This is a genomic window from Goekera deserti, assembly GCF_010685995.1.
Lineage (GTDB): Bacteria > Actinomycetota > Actinomycetes > Mycobacteriales > Geodermatophilaceae > Goekera > Goekera deserti.
Genome location: NZ_JAAGWK010000011.1, coordinates 133420 through 149508 on the forward strand (window position 1 = coordinate 133420; position 16089 = coordinate 149508).

Annotated in this window: 14 protein-coding genes; 4 read left to right on the plus strand and 10 right to left on the minus strand. The window is 69.5% G+C overall.

Annotated features, from left to right (window positions below; translation table 11 throughout):
- Positions 1–63 precede the first annotated feature (63 nt).
- Positions 64–1224 (plus strand): acyl-CoA dehydrogenase family protein, encoded by a 1161-nt coding sequence (locus G1H19_RS09985; protein ID WP_152727633.1) that lies wholly within the window; start codon positions 64–66, stop codon positions 1222–1224.
- On the opposite strand, the gene G1H19_RS09990 is transcribed toward G1H19_RS09985, so the two are convergent.
- The gene (locus tag G1H19_RS09990; protein ID WP_162392253.1) at positions 1178–3244 is read right to left on the minus strand and encodes an MMPL family transporter; all 2067 of its coding nucleotides are present in this window, start codon (positions 3242–3244) and stop codon (positions 1178–1180) included. The two genes, G1H19_RS09985 and G1H19_RS09990, sit on opposite strands and share 47 nt — an antisense overlap.
- 100 nt (positions 3245–3344) lie before the next feature.
- On the opposite strand from G1H19_RS09990, the gene G1H19_RS09995 reads away from it, so the two are divergent.
- Genes G1H19_RS09995 through G1H19_RS10005 form a run of 3 tightly spaced genes read left to right on the plus strand, consistent with a single transcriptional unit; the run spans position 3345 to position 6534 of the window.
- The gene (locus G1H19_RS09995; RefSeq protein ID WP_152727631.1) at positions 3345–4718 is read left to right on the plus strand and encodes a hypothetical protein; all 1374 of its coding nucleotides are present in this window, start codon (positions 3345–3347) and stop codon (positions 4716–4718) included.
- Entirely contained in the window at positions 4715–6163 is a 1449-nt protein-coding gene (locus tag G1H19_RS10000; RefSeq protein WP_152727630.1) for a PfkB family carbohydrate kinase, read from the plus strand. The genes G1H19_RS09995 and G1H19_RS10000 overlap by 4 nt, the downstream gene beginning before the upstream one ends.
- Positions 6160–6534: an acyl carrier protein gene (locus G1H19_RS10005; RefSeq protein ID WP_152727629.1), complete on the plus strand. Its 375-nt coding sequence runs from the start codon at positions 6160–6162 to the stop codon at positions 6532–6534. The genes G1H19_RS10000 and G1H19_RS10005 overlap by 4 nt, the downstream gene beginning before the upstream one ends.
- Here G1H19_RS10005 and G1H19_RS10010 read toward each other — a convergent pair.
- Genes G1H19_RS10010 through G1H19_RS10050 form a run of 9 tightly spaced genes read right to left on the minus strand, consistent with a single transcriptional unit; the run spans position 6432 to position 16024 of the window.
- Positions 6432–7094, minus strand: coding sequence for a class I SAM-dependent methyltransferase (locus G1H19_RS10010; protein WP_202925739.1), 663 nt, complete (start codon positions 7092–7094; stop codon positions 6432–6434). The genes G1H19_RS10005 and G1H19_RS10010 overlap by 103 nt on opposite strands.
- A 1-nt stretch (position 7095) precedes the next feature.
- Entirely contained in the window at positions 7096–7476 is a 381-nt protein-coding gene (locus G1H19_RS10015) for a VOC family protein (protein WP_152727628.1), read from the minus strand.
- A 41-nt stretch (positions 7477–7517) separates the two neighbouring features.
- Positions 7518–9734 carry a peptidase domain-containing ABC transporter gene (locus G1H19_RS10020; RefSeq protein WP_235909352.1) on the minus strand — a complete coding sequence of 739 codons (2217 nt, stop codon included), beginning with the start codon at positions 9732–9734 and terminating at the stop codon, positions 7518–7520.
- Positions 9734–10969 carry an aspartyl/asparaginyl beta-hydroxylase domain-containing protein gene (locus G1H19_RS10025; RefSeq protein WP_162392254.1) on the minus strand — a complete coding sequence of 412 codons (1236 nt, stop codon included), beginning with the start codon at positions 10967–10969 and terminating at the stop codon, positions 9734–9736. Before G1H19_RS10025 ends, G1H19_RS10020 begins: the two co-directional genes overlap by 1 nt.
- Positions 10966–12120: a DegT/DnrJ/EryC1/StrS family aminotransferase gene (locus G1H19_RS10030; protein WP_162392255.1), complete on the minus strand. Its 1155-nt coding sequence runs from the start codon at positions 12118–12120 to the stop codon at positions 10966–10968. The genes G1H19_RS10025 and G1H19_RS10030 overlap by 4 nt, the downstream gene beginning before the upstream one ends.
- Positions 12117–13241 (minus strand): glycosyltransferase family 9 protein, encoded by a 1125-nt coding sequence (locus tag G1H19_RS10035; RefSeq protein ID WP_152727626.1) that lies wholly within the window; start codon positions 13239–13241, stop codon positions 12117–12119. Before G1H19_RS10035 ends, G1H19_RS10030 begins: the two co-directional genes overlap by 4 nt.
- 29 nt (positions 13242–13270) lie before the next feature.
- Positions 13271–13873 carry an MbtH family protein gene (locus tag G1H19_RS23140; protein ID WP_162392256.1) on the minus strand — a complete coding sequence of 201 codons (603 nt, stop codon included), beginning with the start codon at positions 13871–13873 and terminating at the stop codon, positions 13271–13273.
- Positions 13874–13877: 4 nt separating this feature from the next.
- Positions 13878–15089 (minus strand): hypothetical protein, encoded by a 1212-nt coding sequence (locus tag G1H19_RS10045; protein ID WP_152727625.1) that lies wholly within the window; start codon positions 15087–15089, stop codon positions 13878–13880.
- A complete protein-coding gene (locus G1H19_RS10050; protein ID WP_202925740.1) occupies positions 15086–16024 on the minus strand; it encodes a TauD/TfdA family dioxygenase in 939 nt (312 codons plus the stop codon). Before G1H19_RS10050 ends, G1H19_RS10045 begins: the two co-directional genes overlap by 4 nt.
- Between the last annotated feature and the right edge of the window lie 65 nt (positions 16025–16089).

Sequence of the window (16089 nt, forward strand, 5' to 3'; positions counted from 1 at the left end):
CGGATAGACCAGTTCGATCTGTCTCGACGTCCTGACGGAGTGTGCGGAAAGAGGGGCGCGTCGATGGTGGATTTCGGTCTCTCGGACGAGCAGCGCAGTGTCCGCGGCTTGGCCCGGGAGTTCGCGGCGCACGAGATCAGGCCCGTCGCCTGGGACCTGGACGTGGCGCCGGCGTGGCCGGAGAAGCTGATTCTCAAGGCCTGGGAGGTGGGGTTGATGAACTCGCACGTGCCCCTCGAGTACGGCGGTCCCGGCCTGGGCGCCTTCGACGGATGTCTCGTCGCCGAAGAGCTCGGCTGGGGGTGCTCCGGGCTGGCGACGACCCTCATGGGGAACGGCCTGGCCGCCGCGCCGGTGCTCTTCGCGGGCTCGGAGGAGTTGAAGCGCGAGTACGTCGGAGCCCTGACCGAGGCTCCCCTCATCGCGTCCTTCTGCCTCACCGAGCCGGAGGCCGGGTCCGACGTGGCGAGCATGCGGACGACGGCGGAGCGGCGCGGGGACACCTACGTGCTCAATGGCGCGAAGTGCTTCATCACCAATGCCTCGCGTGCCCGCTGGTTCACGGTCTTCGCGAAGACGTCGCCCGACGCGGGCTCGCTGGGGATCTCCGCGTTCGTCGTCGACCGGGACTCCGAGGGCGTGCACGTCGGTCCACCGGAGAGCAAGCTCGGCCAACGTTCCTCCGACACCGCCACGGTCACTTTCGTGGACACACCGGTGCCGGCGTCGCGGTTGCTGGGCGCGGAGAACAAGGGCTTCGACATCGCGATGGCCACCCTTGACCGGACGCGGCCGGGAGTCGCCGCGGTCGCCGTCGGAATCGCACGAGCCGCCTTCGAGTTCGCCCGCGACTACGCCCGCACACGGGTGCAGTTCGGCGTGCCGATAGCCATGCACCAGGGGGTGCAGTTCCTCATCGCCGACATGGCGACCAATGTCGAGGCCGCCCGGCTCCTGACCTGGCGAGCGGCCCACCTTCTCGACACGGGCAAGCGCGCCAAGCTCGCGTCGTCACACGCAAAGCGGTTCGCCGCCGATGCCGCCATGGAGATTGCGCTCGACGCCGTGCAGGTCTTCGGTGGCCATGGCGTGATGACCAGCAACAAGGTGGAAAAGTTGATGCGCGACGCCAAGATCATGCAGATCTACGAGGGGACGTCGCAGATCCAGCGGGTGGTCATCGCGCGGGAAGTGCTGAAGCCGGGTCGCGGTCGGACGAGTTGATTGCCTCCGAGAGACCGAACCTCCGGTGCAGCGCGGTGAGCGGTCGTGGGGACCACCAGTTCCAGCCGTGCAGCAGCTGCATGAGGGCCGGCACCAGATAGGCACGGACGATCGTTGCATCGAGCAGGACGCCGAAGGCGATCCCGATCGTCATCTCCTTGATGCCCACGATGTGCGACGTCCCGAACGCCCCGACCGACACGGCGAACAGGACCGCCGCCGAGGTGATCAGGCGCCCCGTCCGCGCCTGTCCCATGGCCACCGCTTCACCGTCGGGCAGCCCCTCGTCTCGCGCTTCCTTGATGCGCGCGAGCAGGAAGACGCTGTAGTCGGTCGAGAGCCCGAACACGCCCGCGAAGAGGATCAACGGAATGGTGGACTCCAGCGCCCCTTGCCCCGTGTACCGGAGCAACGACTCCAGCCGGCCCTCCTGAAACACGAAGACGAGCACTCCGAAGACGGCCCCGAGGGTCAGGAAGTTCATGACCAGCGCCTTCACCCCGAGGACGACGGAGCCGGTCATCAGGAACACGGCAATGATCGTGGACAGGATGATGATCAGGGCCACCAACGGGAGATGGTCGACCATGCTGGCCTTGAGGTCGACGAACTCCGCTGTCGGCCCGGCCACCAGCACCTCTGAGTCGCTCGGGGTGCTTCGGAGAGCGCTCACCAGCTGTTCGCTGCGCTCGCCGAAGACCGGCGCGTCGGAGATCACCTGGACGACCGCGCCACCATCGCCTAGCTCCGTCGGGGGGGCCGCCACAGCTGCCCCCGGAATCTCTGCGGCCTGCGCCGCGATTCCCGGGGCGGCGTCGGCCTCGGCGACGAACACCGTGACCGGGGTGGATGCCTGCAGGCTGCCATCGGCCTCGAGCGCCTCGTACACCTGACGCGCGCCGCTGTCGGCCGGAAGCACACTGCTATCCACCGCGGTGAACCGCAGATCCAGCGCCGGCATCGCCAGCACGACGAGCACCGCGGCGCTGGCGACGGCCACCATGCCGGGCCATCGCTGCACGAACCGCGCCGTGCGGTACCAGATGCCCGCTGTCACGGGCCGCGCGTCTTCGGCGGCTCGGCGACGCAGCCACCTCGGTGCGAGCGCGTCGACCTTCGTTCCCGCCACGGCGAGAAGTGCAGGCAGGACCACGAGGGACACCGCAGCGGCGAGCAAGGATACGAGGACGCCACCGATGCCGATGGAGTAGAGGAACTGCTGGGGGAAGACCAGCAACGAGGCCAGGGCCGCGGCCACCGTGAGGGACGAGAAGAACACCGTGCGCCCCGCCGTCAGCATGGTCGCCCGGAGGGCCGGCAGACCCGGGCCCCACCGGGCGAGCTCCTCGCGGAACCGGGCCACCATGAACAAGCTGTAGTCGATGGCGAGACCGAAGCCCAGCGCCGTGACCAGGTTCAGGGACAGCACCGAGATCCCTACGACCTCGCTGAGCAGCCGGAGCACGAAGAGCGTGCCGATGACGGAGAGCGCCCCCACCACGAGAGGCAGCGTGGCCGCCACGACGCTGCGGAACATCAGCAGCGCCAGCACGAACAGCAACGGAAAGGCGAACAGCTCGGCTCGCACCAGATCTGCCTGGATGGTGCCGTTGAGCTGGGCGAAGGACGGCGCCTGCCCCCCTACCGCAATCCCTTCCCGGTCGCCCAGCGCCGCCTCGATCCGTTCGGCGATCTCCTGCTTCTCCAGGTTGTCCGTCGACGGACTGAAGGATGCGACGACGTAGGCAGATCCCTCCTGCAGCCGCGGCCGCACGTCCACTCGTTCGACGAGCGCCTGTCTTCCGACCACGTCCGCGACATCTGCAGCCGATGCCGCGGGGCCATGTACGAGGACGACGAGGTCGTTCTCGAGCCATCCCTGTTCTGCCAGTTCGGCGTCGGCCCGTGCGCTCTCGGACGCCGGATCGTCGAAGCCCAGTGGATTTAGCCGTTCTGCGACCGTCGCCCCGAAGGTCAGCGCCACCACCGTGAGCACCAGCGACACGAGCAGGATGACCACGGGCCGGCGGTGGACGAGGACTGCTATCCGAGAAAACACAGCGACACTCCGCCTCAGGCCGACATGGGGTCGGAACAACCTAGCGCCGGAAGGACGGCCCATGGATCATGTGCCGAAAGCTAGGCGTATGGCCTCGACGGTTCGGTCGAAGGCGCGACGGCTGACCGGCCGAGTGGAGGATCAGGTGCAGCTTCTCCAAGAAGAAGCGACCGATGAACTCCTGGTCCAGGCCTGTGCCCACAACCACCTCGTCTGGGCGCAGCGGCAGGCGGACGCCTCGGGTGGTCACGTTCTGTCGGACGACGGCCTGGGGGACGTCCGGGCAGCGCGCATCGAGGGTGACCAGTCGCATGTCGTGGGAAGCCTTCTGTCTGCACCCCGACCGCACACGCGCGAGGGACTGCTGCGGCTGATCGACCTGGCAGGGCGGACCGGGGCCGAGACGCTCAGCGTCTGGGCGACCCACGAGTCGCACAGGCCGTTGCTCGACGCATGGCTGGGCGCCCGTGGGGCCCGACGTGGCGGACGTCCGCACTGGATGGTGCGGGACTGCTCGGCCGCACCGGAACCGCCGTCTGCGGAGGACGTCGCTCGGGTCACGGACTTCACCACGCCCGACGTCTTCGACGATCACGTCGAGCCTGATCTGCACTGTTACCACCCCGATTCCTCCGAGGCCTGGCAGCGCATGACCGAGGCACGCCCGCGCCGGGTGTGGCACGCGATCCAGTGGCGTGACGGCCGGCCGGTCGGTCAGATCTCGATCAACGTCACCGACGGCGACCTCGGGGTCGTCGGGTTCCACGACGCGGTCTTCGTGCAGAGCGCACGCATGCGCGGACCCGGCCTGAGCCGCGCGGACTTCTTCCTCCGGTTCGCCCTCGACCTGGGGGCCCGGTACATCGTGCTCAACGCTGCCGACCACACCGCCCCGCTGTGGCGAGCCATCGGCTTCAGAAGCCTCGGTTTCGGGCAGACGTGGTGGTTCTCCGCTGCGGTCCTCCGGAGCGGGCCGCAGCCGGCGGAGGTCGAGTTCGCAGAGGCGATCGGTCTGGGCGAGGTCGATCGGATCGGTCCACCGCCGGGCGACATCGACGCACCGCTGACGAACGGCATGTCACCGCTGCAGTTCGCCGCGATGACGGGCCAACACGGCTCGGCGGATCGGCTGCTGCAGCTCGGTGCGACGCCCAACCTGCTCGCTCTGTGGGACCTGGACCGCCGCCACGACGCAGCGGTGCTGTTGCAGGCGAACCCCGGAATGATTGACGAGCGCGGTTCCCGTTCCGGAAAGACCCTTCTGCATCGGGCGGTCGAGCGGGACGATCCCGATCTTGCCGCCTTCCTGCTGTCCGCCGGAGCGGTGTCGGATGCGCGTGACGGCATGTTCGATGCCACGCCCCTCGCCTGGGCGCAGGAACTGCGGAGGCCGCGGGTCGCCGCAGTCCTCCGACGGTCGGGCGCCCGCGCATGACGAGCGCCGCCCGAAGTACGGGTCCACGCGTCGTCGTGGTCGGAGACGCCATCCTGGATCGGTACATCCGGACGACCGGCTCGGGCCGAGGCCGGAGGTCGACGGTCCCGTCGTTCTCGGTCGGCTCAATGGACGCGTCGGCGGGCGGTGCCGCCAACGCGGCGGTGAACGTCAGTGCGCTGGGCGGACGGGCCGAGCTCGTGGCGACGGTGGGGTCCGACCCGGCCGGGGACGAACTGCTGCGCATCCTGGCCAGTCACCGCGTCGACACTCGAAGGGTCGATGTCCGCCCACACCCGACCGCCGTCAAGGCGCGGGTCGTCCACGGCCATGAGCTGGTGCTGCGGCTGGACAGCGGCCTGGACGACGCCTCATCGGAACACCGGCTCGCCGACGACGGGTGGACGGCACTGCCACCTGATTCCGAGGCTCTACTGATCAGCGACTACGGCTACGGCACCCTGAGTGATCGTGCGGCTCGACGCATTGTGGGCCGGCCACCGCTCGTCACGGTGGACGCTCGGCGGCTGGAACGCTGGCGCCCGCTGCGCCCCACCCTGGTCACCTGCGACGAGGCTCAGGCGCGACGGATCGCTCCGGGGTTCGACCCCGAAGCGAACGGTCGCGACTTCGGCGATGTGACGTCGGCGCTGCTGGCGGCGACGGGCGCCGACGCCGTCGCCGTCACCCTGGGTCAGCGCGGGGCCGTCCTGGTGAGGAAGGGGGGCGCGCCGTTACGCGTCGCCGCCCCTCGTGGCGTCGACGGTGAGGCGGTCGGCTCGGGGGACGTCTTCATCGCCAGCGCCACCATGGCCCTGGTTCGTGGCAGCGATGTCGTGTCAGCCGTCGAAGCAGCGACGGCTACCGCGACGGCGGCCACCGCGACCGCCGTGACGGGTATGGGGACAGCCGTCGCGGGAGAGGCAGACGCGTCCGTCCGCACGACGGCGCGAGCGCTTCCGGCCCGCTGCGGCGAGCTCGATGACCTGGCCGAATGGGCCGCCCACCAGCACCGGCGCGGCGCCCGCATCGTGTTCGCGGGTGGCTGCTTCGACCTCCTCCACGAAGGGCACGTCGCTCTCCTCACCAGGGCGAGGGAACTAGGCGACGTGCTGGTCGTGGCCGTCAACGACGATGACGGCGTCCGGGCACTCAAGGGTCCCGACCGGCCTGTCGTCGACATCGCTGGGCGTCTGCGCGTCCTTCGGGCGCTGCAGTGCGTGGACCACGCGACCTCGTTTCCGGGTGTGTCCCCGATGGCTGCTGTTCACGCCGTGCGTCCCCACGTCTTCGTCAAGGGTGGGGACTACTCCATCGAGACGCTTCCCGAAGCCGACATGCTCATGGGTCTCGGCGTCCAGATCTGCATTCTCGACCTGGTTCCCGACCGGTCGACCACACGGCTCGTCGCCCGAGCCCGAACCCCGGAAGGGCCCCTCTCATGACCATCGCACTCGACACGGACACGGTCCTGGGGGCGCTGACCTCCGCGATCACAGAGGTGTGCGGCCTGGAAGCTAATGAGATCGCGGCGGACGCTCTGTTCGGCGAACTCGAGGTCGATTCGCTGGGAGCCATCGAGATCGCCGTTCTCGTCGGGGACGCGCTCGATGTGCGGGTAGACCTGCAGGACCTGGTCCAGGACTGGACGCACCTCACGATCGGAGAGCTGGCCGGCAACCTGGCCGGAGCCCTGCGCCGCAAGAACCCCGGCTACGCCGAGCAAGCACCTCCTCTGGTTCCGAGCCAGCGCCGGACCGGACCGACGGAGGACCTGCGCCGCGACACATCGAGCACGAAGGCTTCATCCTCGTAGTGGACCAACGGCTCCAGAGTTCGGGGGCGTCTTAAGGCCGCATGGACGTTGGCGCCGTCGTACACCCGCCTACGGTCGTCCCTGCAGTGCACCGCCACCAGATCCCCACCCGGCTCCAGCCGATCGACGAGGCCGTCCACGAGGACCGCCATGTCCGCAGCCGAGAGGTAGTAGAGGAGCTCGCTCACCACCACCAGGTCGAAGCGCTCGGCGGGCAAATCTTCGGGAAGTCGCGCGTGCTGCACGCGGACGTGAGGCAGGTCCCGGGTCGCCTCCGAGGCCGCCTCGACCGCCGACTCCACGAAGTCGACGGCGAGCAGGGCGGCGCAGCGCGGAGCGAGCAGCCGGGTCAGCTCACCGTTGGCACAGCCTGGTTCGAAACCCGAGCGGTAACGCTGCCGGGGCAGGCTCGCGACGGTCACGCCGAACTTGCGGCGGTCGTGCCATTTCGTGGCCAGATCCCAGGGGTCGGCCTTGTCTGCGAACAGCGAGGTGAACCACTCCTGCGACACGCTCTGCGCCGGTGCCGGCACGTCCTCCGGGCTGCGTCGCCGGATCACGTCAGGACGGCCCCTGCCGCTCGGACTGGTAGAACGTCACCGCGTTGCAGTCGGCGTCGAGCGTGGTGAACTCCCGACCCCATGGTCCGTCGTCGAGAGCACCGTTCTCGTGGATGACTTCCTTGGCCCGAAGCTCCGAGTAGAGCCCCTCCACGTCCTCGACCTCGATACGGCAGGAAGCGGTACCGGCGATGAACGGCTCGGCCCCGGCCGTGTCCGGCTTGTTCGCCGGCCACAGGTGGATCTCGACGCGGTCACGGCCGACCACGCCGTAGTCGTCGTCGACGTAGCGGGCTTCGAACCCGAACTTGTCGACGTAGTGCTGTACCGCGCGCTTGATGTCGGCGGCGGGCAGGGCTGGTACGGCGCTGAGCAGGGACATGGCTTCCTCCTGGTGATGGGACGAGTTGCCTCGATGCGGGATCAGAGTGCTCCCGCGCTCGCATGATCGCGTTCGGTGCCCTCCTCGTGGTCGGTCGACGGCTCGCCGGGTGAGGCGAACAGCTGTGCGGCGACGAGTTCGGAGTAGCGACCGCACCGACGGAGCAACTCGTCGTGGACACCGCTCTCCACGATGCGGCCGCCGTCCATGACGAGGATCAGGTCGGCGTCCTCGATAGTGCTCAGGCGGTGCGCGATCACGATCTGCGTGCAGTCCAGGGAACGCAGGTTGTCGACGATCCGGCGTTCGGTCTCGCCGTCGAGGTGGCTGGTGGCCTCGTCCAGGATGAGGACCGACGGCCGGCCGACGAGCGCCCGAGCGATGGCCAGTCGCTGGAGCTGTCCGCCCGAGAGCCCGACGCCGTGCTCGGCCAACTCGGTGCCGAACCCCTGCGGCAGCATCGCGACCTCCTGGTCGATCTCCGCCGTCCGCGCCGCCCGCTCCACGTCCGCGTCGCTCGCGTCGGGGTGGGCCAGGGTGATGTTCTCGCGGATGGTGCCGCGGATCGTGAACGGATCCTGCAGCACGGCCCCCATCTGGCCGCGCAGAGCACGGACATCGAGCTCGGGAACGGGGACGCCATCGATCAGGACCGTGCCGGAGGTGGGCTGGTAGAGCCCGAGCAGCATCATGGCCAGCGTCGTCTTGCCTGCCCCGCTGCTACCTACGACGGCGACCCGAGTGCCTGCCTCGATCCGCACGTCGACACCGGAGACGGCCGGAGCCCCCCGCCGGTCGTAGCGGAACTCAACAGCACGCAGGTCGATCACCGCACCGCCCGGCCCGGGCTCCAGGACCAGCCCGCCGTTCGGCTCCGGATCGGCGCGCAGTACGTCACCGAGGCGCTCGAGCTGGATCCCGGCCGCCTGGAAGCGCTGCCAGTTGCTCATCAAGGTCATCAGTGGAGCAAGAACCGCCGCTGCTAGCCACGTGAAGCCGAGCAGGGTGCCTATGGTCAGCTGTCCCTCCAGGACCAGCCACGCCCCCAACCAGAGGACGACGAGAGGCGTGAAGGTCTGCAGGGCAGTGGAGGCGTTCTCGAGCGCCGCCGCGAACTGGTTGCGCCGGAGGGTCGTCCCCGTCCAGCGCAGGATGCGGTCGGTCATCGCCGCGGCGACATGGGGCTCGGCACCCGTCGCCTTCACCGTGGAGATGCCCCCGACCGTCTGCACCATGTACTCCTGGACCCGCACCTGCGCGGCCACATTGCGCGCCATGAGATCGCGGCCCTTGCCGGTCACGGTCAGGAAGAGCGCGGCCTGGACGATCAGCAGTACGACCACGACGGTGGCCAGGAGGGGACTGAACCAGAACATCAGCGCCACGTAGGTGACCATCAGTACGGCATCGAGCGTGGCGGCGACAGTCTGGTTCGCCACCAGTTCCCGCAGGACACCGATGCTGGCCATGCGCATGGTGATGTCGCCGGTCGTTCGCTGGTGGAAGTAGGGCAACGGCAAGCGGTACAGATGATCGGCGAACCGGGACAGCAGATGCACGTCGAGGCGCCCCTGCAGGTACAGCAGGAGCAGCGAGCGCAGATAGCTGCTCACGATCTGAGCTGCGACAGTCACGAGGAGCGCGCCGCCGAGCACGGTGACGAGATCATCCCGGCTCGCCCCGAACACCTCGTCCACGATCAGTTTCGTCGCGATCGGCAGTGCGAGCCCGAAGACCTGGAGAAGAAGGGTCACCAGCAGCACCTGCGCCAGGACCATCCGGATGCCGGGGAACCTCAGGATGCCGCCCGCCAGCAGCCGCGCCGTCGAGGGCTCGCGTTGAGCGTCGTGTTCGAAGTCGGGGCCGGGGCTCATCACGAGGATCGCCTCGGACAGTCCCTCCTCGAACTCAGCGTTGCTCAGCCGTCGGCGTCCCCAGCCTGGGTCGACGATGTCGACCCCGCGGCGGGTACGCCGCTCGACCACGACGAAGTGGTGGTCCTCCCAGTGCGCGATCGCGGGCAGGCGTGACTTCTCCAGGACCTCGGGCCGACCCCGATAGCCCTTGACCACCAGTCCCATCTCGCGGCCGGCCTGAGCGATCGTGGCAGCGTCGACCCCGCCACGCCCGGCGTCGCAGTGCTCGCGGCACTGGGCGACGGACGTCGGGCGCCCGTGGTACGACAGCACCATCGACAGGCAGGCAGCGCCGCACTCGACCGAGTTGAGCTGCAGTCGTACAGGTACGCGCCGACGCATCAGCACGGTCGGGCCTGTGCGTCACCGAGCACGGTAGGGACGTACGCCGCCATCGCACGTGGCGACGCGTGCTCGAGGACGGCCCGCACCGAGAGTTCCACGTGCAGATCCTCGCTCAGTCGGGCCACGATGCGTACCGCGTGCAGTGAATTGCCGCCGAGTTCGAAGAAGTCGTCGTCCCACCCGATGTCCGTGCGCTCGAGAACCTCCATCCAGGCGGCCCGCACCGCCTCGGACAGTCGATCGTCGGGCCCGTCCGCCGGCGTCGCATCGGGGGGGGTTGGCTGCCGGTCGAATCGGATGCCCGAGGCGTCCCGCCTGACGGCAGTTGCGCCGGTCTCGACCATGTACCGGCGGATCAGCGCAGAACTTCCTGCTGAGGGCCGCATCACGACGCCGTTCGCGCCGGACTCGACGGCGTCGAGATCGTTCTCGAGCATGAAGGCGGCCACCTGCTGCTCGACGGTTGCCCGTCGGCCCAGAACTCGTCGTCGGCCGTCCTCGGTGAGGTCGGGATGGAGGACGTCGATGAGGAGGATCAGGCGCGGCTTGTCCCCCTCGTGCCGGACCTCGTGCTCGAAGGAGTCGTCGAAGACGAGGCACCGCCCCTCTTCCCAGGTCACCCATTCGTCTCCGACGCGCATCGAGGCCCCTCCCGGGACGCGGACCCCGAGGTGGACCCGCAGCTGGGCGTTCGTCCGGCCGCAGTGCGGACGGACTCGACTGCCCGGCTGCATCAGGGAGAGCGTCACTACGCCGGGGCCCATCGTGGTCGCCTCCGGGATCTCTGCGACGGCGGCAGCCGTGACGGGGAACATCGCACAGGCTTCCTCCTGACGTCGCCCGGCCTCGTAGAGGACCACCTGGTCCCACCGGCCCGCTGACAGGAGTGGCTCGTCCACAGGGGCGAAGCCGGCCGATCCGTCCGGGGATCCGGCGTCGCGCAGCCGTGCGTCGACCTCCGCTCGAATCGCCGGGAACCAGGACTCCAGGTGGGCGACGAACCACATCTGTGTTGCGTCGTACACGGGCCTCGGCTCCAGCCCGGGATGGAAGTCGACCGGGCGTTGCAGGGGGTGGCTCCACACGCCGTGCGAGACGGCCAGGTCCGCGACGGAACGAGCGGCCTCCCCTCGCCCCTCGCGCAAGAGCACGTCGACCAGCTCCGCGTACCGGCGACGGACTTCGACGTCGGCCCCTCCGAGGAGGACCTCCCTTGGCCTCACCTCTGTCATGACGACACCTCCGCGAGGACTGCTTCACGCACTTCCGACACGACACGACCGACTGCCTCGGAGTCGAGCCCCTGGTGCATCGGTAGGCACAACGTCTCCTCCGCTGCCTGTTCCGCCCCCGCCAGCGGGCCCGCCTGGTGCTCGTAGGCCGCCACCGTATGGAGGGGGTGGTAGCGGAAGGTCGTGTAGACGCCCCGGCGGAGCAAGCGGTTGGCGACGACGTCCCGCACGCCGGCCGGCAGGCCGATCCAGTAGAAGAAGTGGGAGGTCGTGTGGCCCTCTGGCAGGGGCGGCGGCAGCCGGACGGGCAGCCCCGCGAGCTGCTCGTCGTAGCAGGTCGCGATCTCGCTACGCCGCTGCAGGAACTCGGGCAGGCGCGCCAGCTGGACCAGTCCGATCGCCGAGGCGATGTCATTGGTGATCGAGCGACGCCCGAACCCGTCCAGCTCGAACTCCCACCACCGCTGCGGGGCGGCGGAATCGGTCGCCATGGCCTGAGCAAGCCCGCTCGCTTCCCGCATACCCAGGTAGAGCCGGCTGGCCGCATCGCGGACCCGGTCTGAATCGCGGGCGTACAGCATGCCGCCGTCACCGGTGACCAGGATCTTCATGGCGTCGAAGCTCCAGGCCGCGAAGTCGCCGAAGGTCCCAGCGGCGTGGCCGTCGGCAGCAGACGCCACGGCGCACGCGGTGTCCTCGATGAGCGGCAGGCCCACCTCACGGCACAACGTGGCGATGTCCGCGATCGCACCCGGCCGACCGCCGTAGTGCAGTACGAGCACCGCAGCGGTGGCCGGAGTGAGAACGGCGCGGACGTGGTCCGGCGTCGGGTTCAACGTGTGGGGGTCGACATCGCAGAACACGGGTCGGGCGCCCCGTGCGGCGATGGCGTTGGCCGCCCCCACGAAACTGATGCTGGGGAGCACAACCTCGTCACCCGGGCCCAGTTCCAGCATCTCCATGATGAGGAAGAGCGCCTCCGTGCACGAGTTGGTGGACACGACTTGCGCGGGGTCGACGCCGATGTGCCCGGCGAACGCTTTCTCGAAGTCCGCCGTCCGCCGCCCCCGACCGAGCCAGTTACTGTTGAAGACCTCTCCTACGGCCGCCAGTTCTGCGGCACCCAGCGTCGGCTGGAAGATGTTGATCACGACCGCACACCGCCTTCCATGCTGAGGAGTGCCGGCGCCGGCAGGTGGTGGCGGGCAGCCGTGAGGACCCGATCGACCGGGATGTCGGTCAGGCACCGCGGGTAGGGACCATCAGGTCCCAGGTAGGGATAGGTGCACCCGTGGGCGCAGGGCATCGTGTCGGTGCCGGGACCCCGGGGCAGATTGCGAACCTGCTGGCAGCCGTAGCGCAGGTTGATCCCGTGGTGCCGGGGATACACGCGCGCCCACATGAACTCGGTCGCCGTAGGGCCATAGAGGACGACAGTCGGAACGCGCAGGGCGGCCGCCAGGTGGGCCGGGGCAGAGTCACTGCCCACCAGGACGTGGGCCTGAGCCAGCAGCGTGGCCAGTCGATTCAGGCTGTCCCCGGCGCTGATCGCGATCTCCAACCCGGGCGCTCTCCGCGTCACGGCCGCGCCCAGGTCCTCTAGCTCGCTCTGTTCCTCTCCGCTGCCGACCAGGAGGAGTGATCCCGCGACATCCGCCAAACCCACCGCGAGGTCGACGAAGGAGGACCGAGGCCACCGACGGTTCCAGTGCGGAGCCCCTCCGGGATGCAGAGCTACGACCGGGCTGGTCGACACCGGGCCGTCGGCGCGTCGATACCTGGGGGGCGGGAGAACCTCCGACGGACCGATCGCGGGCAGGCCCAGGGCCTGTCGGAGCGACACCGCGTAGTCCAGCAGGTCGGGGGCCCCGAACGTCGGGCGGGGGATGCGGATGGCCGTCGTGAGTCCTGCCTGCCCCGTGTGGCCGACGGCGTAACCGATCCGCACCGGCACACCGGCTCGGTCCGCGGCCTCTCCCCCCAGCCCGCGGCTGTCCGGGTCCACGACGCACACGTCGAACCGGCGCTCGCTCAGCTCCGTCATGAACCTCTGCCATTCCTCCGGCCGGTCGTTCCCGTAGTCGGGGCACTCCAAGACCTCGGTGGCGTAGGTATGGGCCGCCAGGAACTCGGCGAAGCGACCGGCGGGCGTCCGACTCAGCACCAGCGTGAGCGAGGCTTCCGGGTGCGCCCGGCGGATCACGTGCAGCAGGATGTTGCGCTGCATGAGATCGCCGAGCCCCGGCTCCCACAGCCGTGCGAAGACGGCCACGCGGCGCACCGTCGACCGCCCGGCCTCGATCACGAGGTACCGGCGTCGGTGATGGCGAGTCGGCCCTGTCCCTCCATCGTGGCGAGGTCGATCCGGGCGGTGCAACGGACCGGGACGAAGTCCAGGACGAGGTCGCCCGCGAGCTCGATGGACCCGGTCGACGCATCGAAGTCCGCACCGTCGAGAGAACAGAGCCCTGGTTCCAGCTGGACCCCGAGCTCCGTCCCACCGCGGGTGTCGGTGAACCGGATGAACACGTACCCGGCCGTGATGGCGTCCCGCAGTGCCGGACCGGTGCGTTCCGGGCGGAGGCTGATCTCCACGGGGTGGTCGCCTGCCGACAGACGCTCGACGAGGGGCGGCTGATCGTCCTGCCATTCCTCCACCTCAGGGGCGACTCCGGCTGCCCGATCGCGCTCCGCCTGTTCCATGAACCGCCGAAGGCTCGCCGGGCGCATGTCGGTCCACACCCGGTCGATGTGCGTCAGGCACACGTCTTTCAGGCCCGACGTCCCCTCCGAGCGCCAGCCAGCGGGCAGCTCGCGATCGGCAGGCCAGATGGAGTACTGCTCCTCGTCGTTGAGAACCACGAGGTACACCGTGGTGTCCTCTTCCTCGTCGGTGTCGAACACCGCGTCACCTCCGTGCGAGTCGGGTCATCGGAATGTCTGGATCATGAGCCACGGCGCCGGACATCGTGTCCAGATCGGCCGCCAGTTCCTGCAGCTGCTCGGCAGAGAGCACCCGGCAGTCGGCATCCATCAGGATGGCGATCCCCTCTGCGTCCTCGGTGACGTCGAGCTCCAGGCTCGCCGTGGGGTCGTGCCCGAGATCCGCCGCGGCGAGGTTCGCTTCGTCGAACAGCTCGATCGACATCCCGCGCGTCGCGAGCGAGTCCTCGCCACGGGTACGTGCGCTCGACGGTGGGCTGCGGCAGTAGTGGACGACGACGTCCCACGGGACCCGTCCGCCCGGGGACAGCACAGGCTGCGGGAGCCGGCTGAAGGGGACATAGCGCACAACCGCGTCGAGGAGCCCGGCGTGAGTCCGGGCGACCAGCTCGGCGAACGTCATGCCGCTCAGACCGCTCTCATCGACGTCGAACACGATGCGGTCGGTCAGCGGGCCAATCGCGGTCCCGAGCCCGAGGTACTCCCTCAGATCGAGGGTGCTCGCGTACACCGGCGTCCGCGGTCGCGGTGCCCGAACCCGGAACCACCACGACAGAAGGGCTATCACGGCGATCGACCCCGTGTTGCCCGAGTGGTGCGTGACCTGGTTCAGCCGGATCCATCGGTCGGGTCCGATGGTCAGCCGCGCGGTCGCTCGCGGTCCTGCGCCTTCGCCCGGGCACGGTCCGGCCGGCCAGCGGTCCAGGCGCCGCTGCCACGCCGACAACCGGGTCGGCGCGGGCGTGCCCGCAGGCAACCGGCCGTCGCGGGACAGCCTCTCGAACGACGGATAATCGGTTGGCCGGAACCGTCCGAAGTACGCCTGCATCACCGCGCCGAGAACCAGGTAGACCGAGCGCGCGTCGAGCCATCGGGGGTCGACGCTGACGGCGAGCACGAGCTCGTCAGGACTCAGCCGCACCGCCTGGACGCAGGGGTCCCCCGTGCCTGCCGCCAGAGTTCGTCCAGCTGCTCGACGGCGGTCCGCGGCGCCGCTCGCTCCTGTCGCGTGACCGGCGTCGTTCGGTGGGCGGCCGGCCGTCACCAGGATCCCTGGCCCCGGCACCGGCAGCGCTGACAGCACTTCGGCGGCCGACTGGAGAAGTCGATCCTCGTCGATCACGCCGGTGATCAGCAGTGCGCGCGTCCGGAGGCGATACGTTGCCTGCACGGTCACGCCGCAACCGACTCGGGCTGGAACTGGCCGGCCATGCCCACGAGGACCAGGCGGTCACCTTCGAACGGCTCGCGCCCGTGGGCGACGAGAAGATTGTCGACCACGAGGACGTCGCCGGCCCGCCACGGGCGGGCGACGGTGGCCGCGGCGTACGCGTCCCGGATGTGGGCGTGAACGTCGTCCTCGATGGGCGCGCCGTCGCCGTAGGACACCTGCAGTGGCAGGTTCTCGGCGCCCAGGCGGTCGACCAGGGCCGCCCGGACGGCCGGTGGTGTGCCGTGCGGCCCGAACAACCCCACGTGGTTCAGCCATACCTCCTCGCCCGTCCGGGGGTGCTCCGACAATGCCGGCCGCACCTGCTCTGTGCGGAGGACGTCCGCCGAGCGCCAGCTCGTGGCGATGTCCTCCGCCGCGCAGTACCGCTCCACTTCCTGCGGATCGTCGGTGCCGAAGGACTCCTGCCACGAGAGGCCGACCCCATTACCGAAGACACGGGTGTATCGGACCCCGGCCGATCGGAAACGGTCGACGACCGCCGACGGCAGGTGGTCGAGGACCTGGCGGCAATCGGCCAGCGGCGTTGCCCCGGCGCTGGTGGCAGCGACGACACAGCCGAACGCCAGACGCGTCGGGAGACTCCGCTGGTAGGCGTTCTCGTTGTGCAGGAAGATCGGCTGGTCGGCAGGCTGCTCCGTCGACGTGAAGACGCCGCGGGCAAGCTCCCTCCGGGGAGAGGACCGCTCCATGTAGGCGGCCGGCGTACCCCCCAGCACACCGTCAAGGACGCCGGCGAATGCGACCGGATCCAGCTCGGGCGCGGGGCCGCCGGCCCCGGTGAACGTGAAGCCGCTGAAGAGGACCGCGCCGTGTCGGTCGAGCCACCCGTCCACGGTCGCCGCGTTGTCCCGGGCCCACCCGGCGAGATCGAGCCCCACGACCGGCTCCACACGCAAGGGGAGCCGGTCATCCGAGACCGGGGTGACCCAGCCGGCCGTGTCCG

What these genes read in the sequence shown, in the direction of transcription:
- G1H19_RS10020 (WP_235909352.1), bottom strand. Translation starts at nt 9,734, where the DNA reads ATGCGTCGGCGCGTACCTGTACGACTGCAGCTCAACTCGGTCGAGTGC.
- G1H19_RS09985 (WP_152727633.1), top strand. Translation starts at nt 64, where the DNA reads ATGGTGGATTTCGGTCTCTCGGACGAGCAGCGCAGTGTCCGCGGCTTG.
- G1H19_RS10005 (WP_152727629.1), top strand. Translation starts at nt 6,160, where the DNA reads ATGACCATCGCACTCGACACGGACACGGTCCTGGGGGCGCTGACCTCC.
- G1H19_RS09995 (WP_152727631.1), top strand. Translation starts at nt 3,345, where the DNA reads ATGGATCATGTGCCGAAAGCTAGGCGTATGGCCTCGACGGTTCGGTCG.
- G1H19_RS10025 (WP_162392254.1), bottom strand. Translation starts at nt 10,969, where the DNA reads ATGACAGAGGTGAGGCCAAGGGAGGTCCTCCTCGGAGGGGCCGACGTC.
- G1H19_RS10015 (WP_152727628.1), bottom strand. Translation starts at nt 7,476, where the DNA reads ATGTCCCTGCTCAGCGCCGTACCAGCCCTGCCCGCCGCCGACATCAAG.
- G1H19_RS10000 (WP_152727630.1), top strand. Translation starts at nt 4,715, where the DNA reads ATGACGAGCGCCGCCCGAAGTACGGGTCCACGCGTCGTCGTGGTCGGA.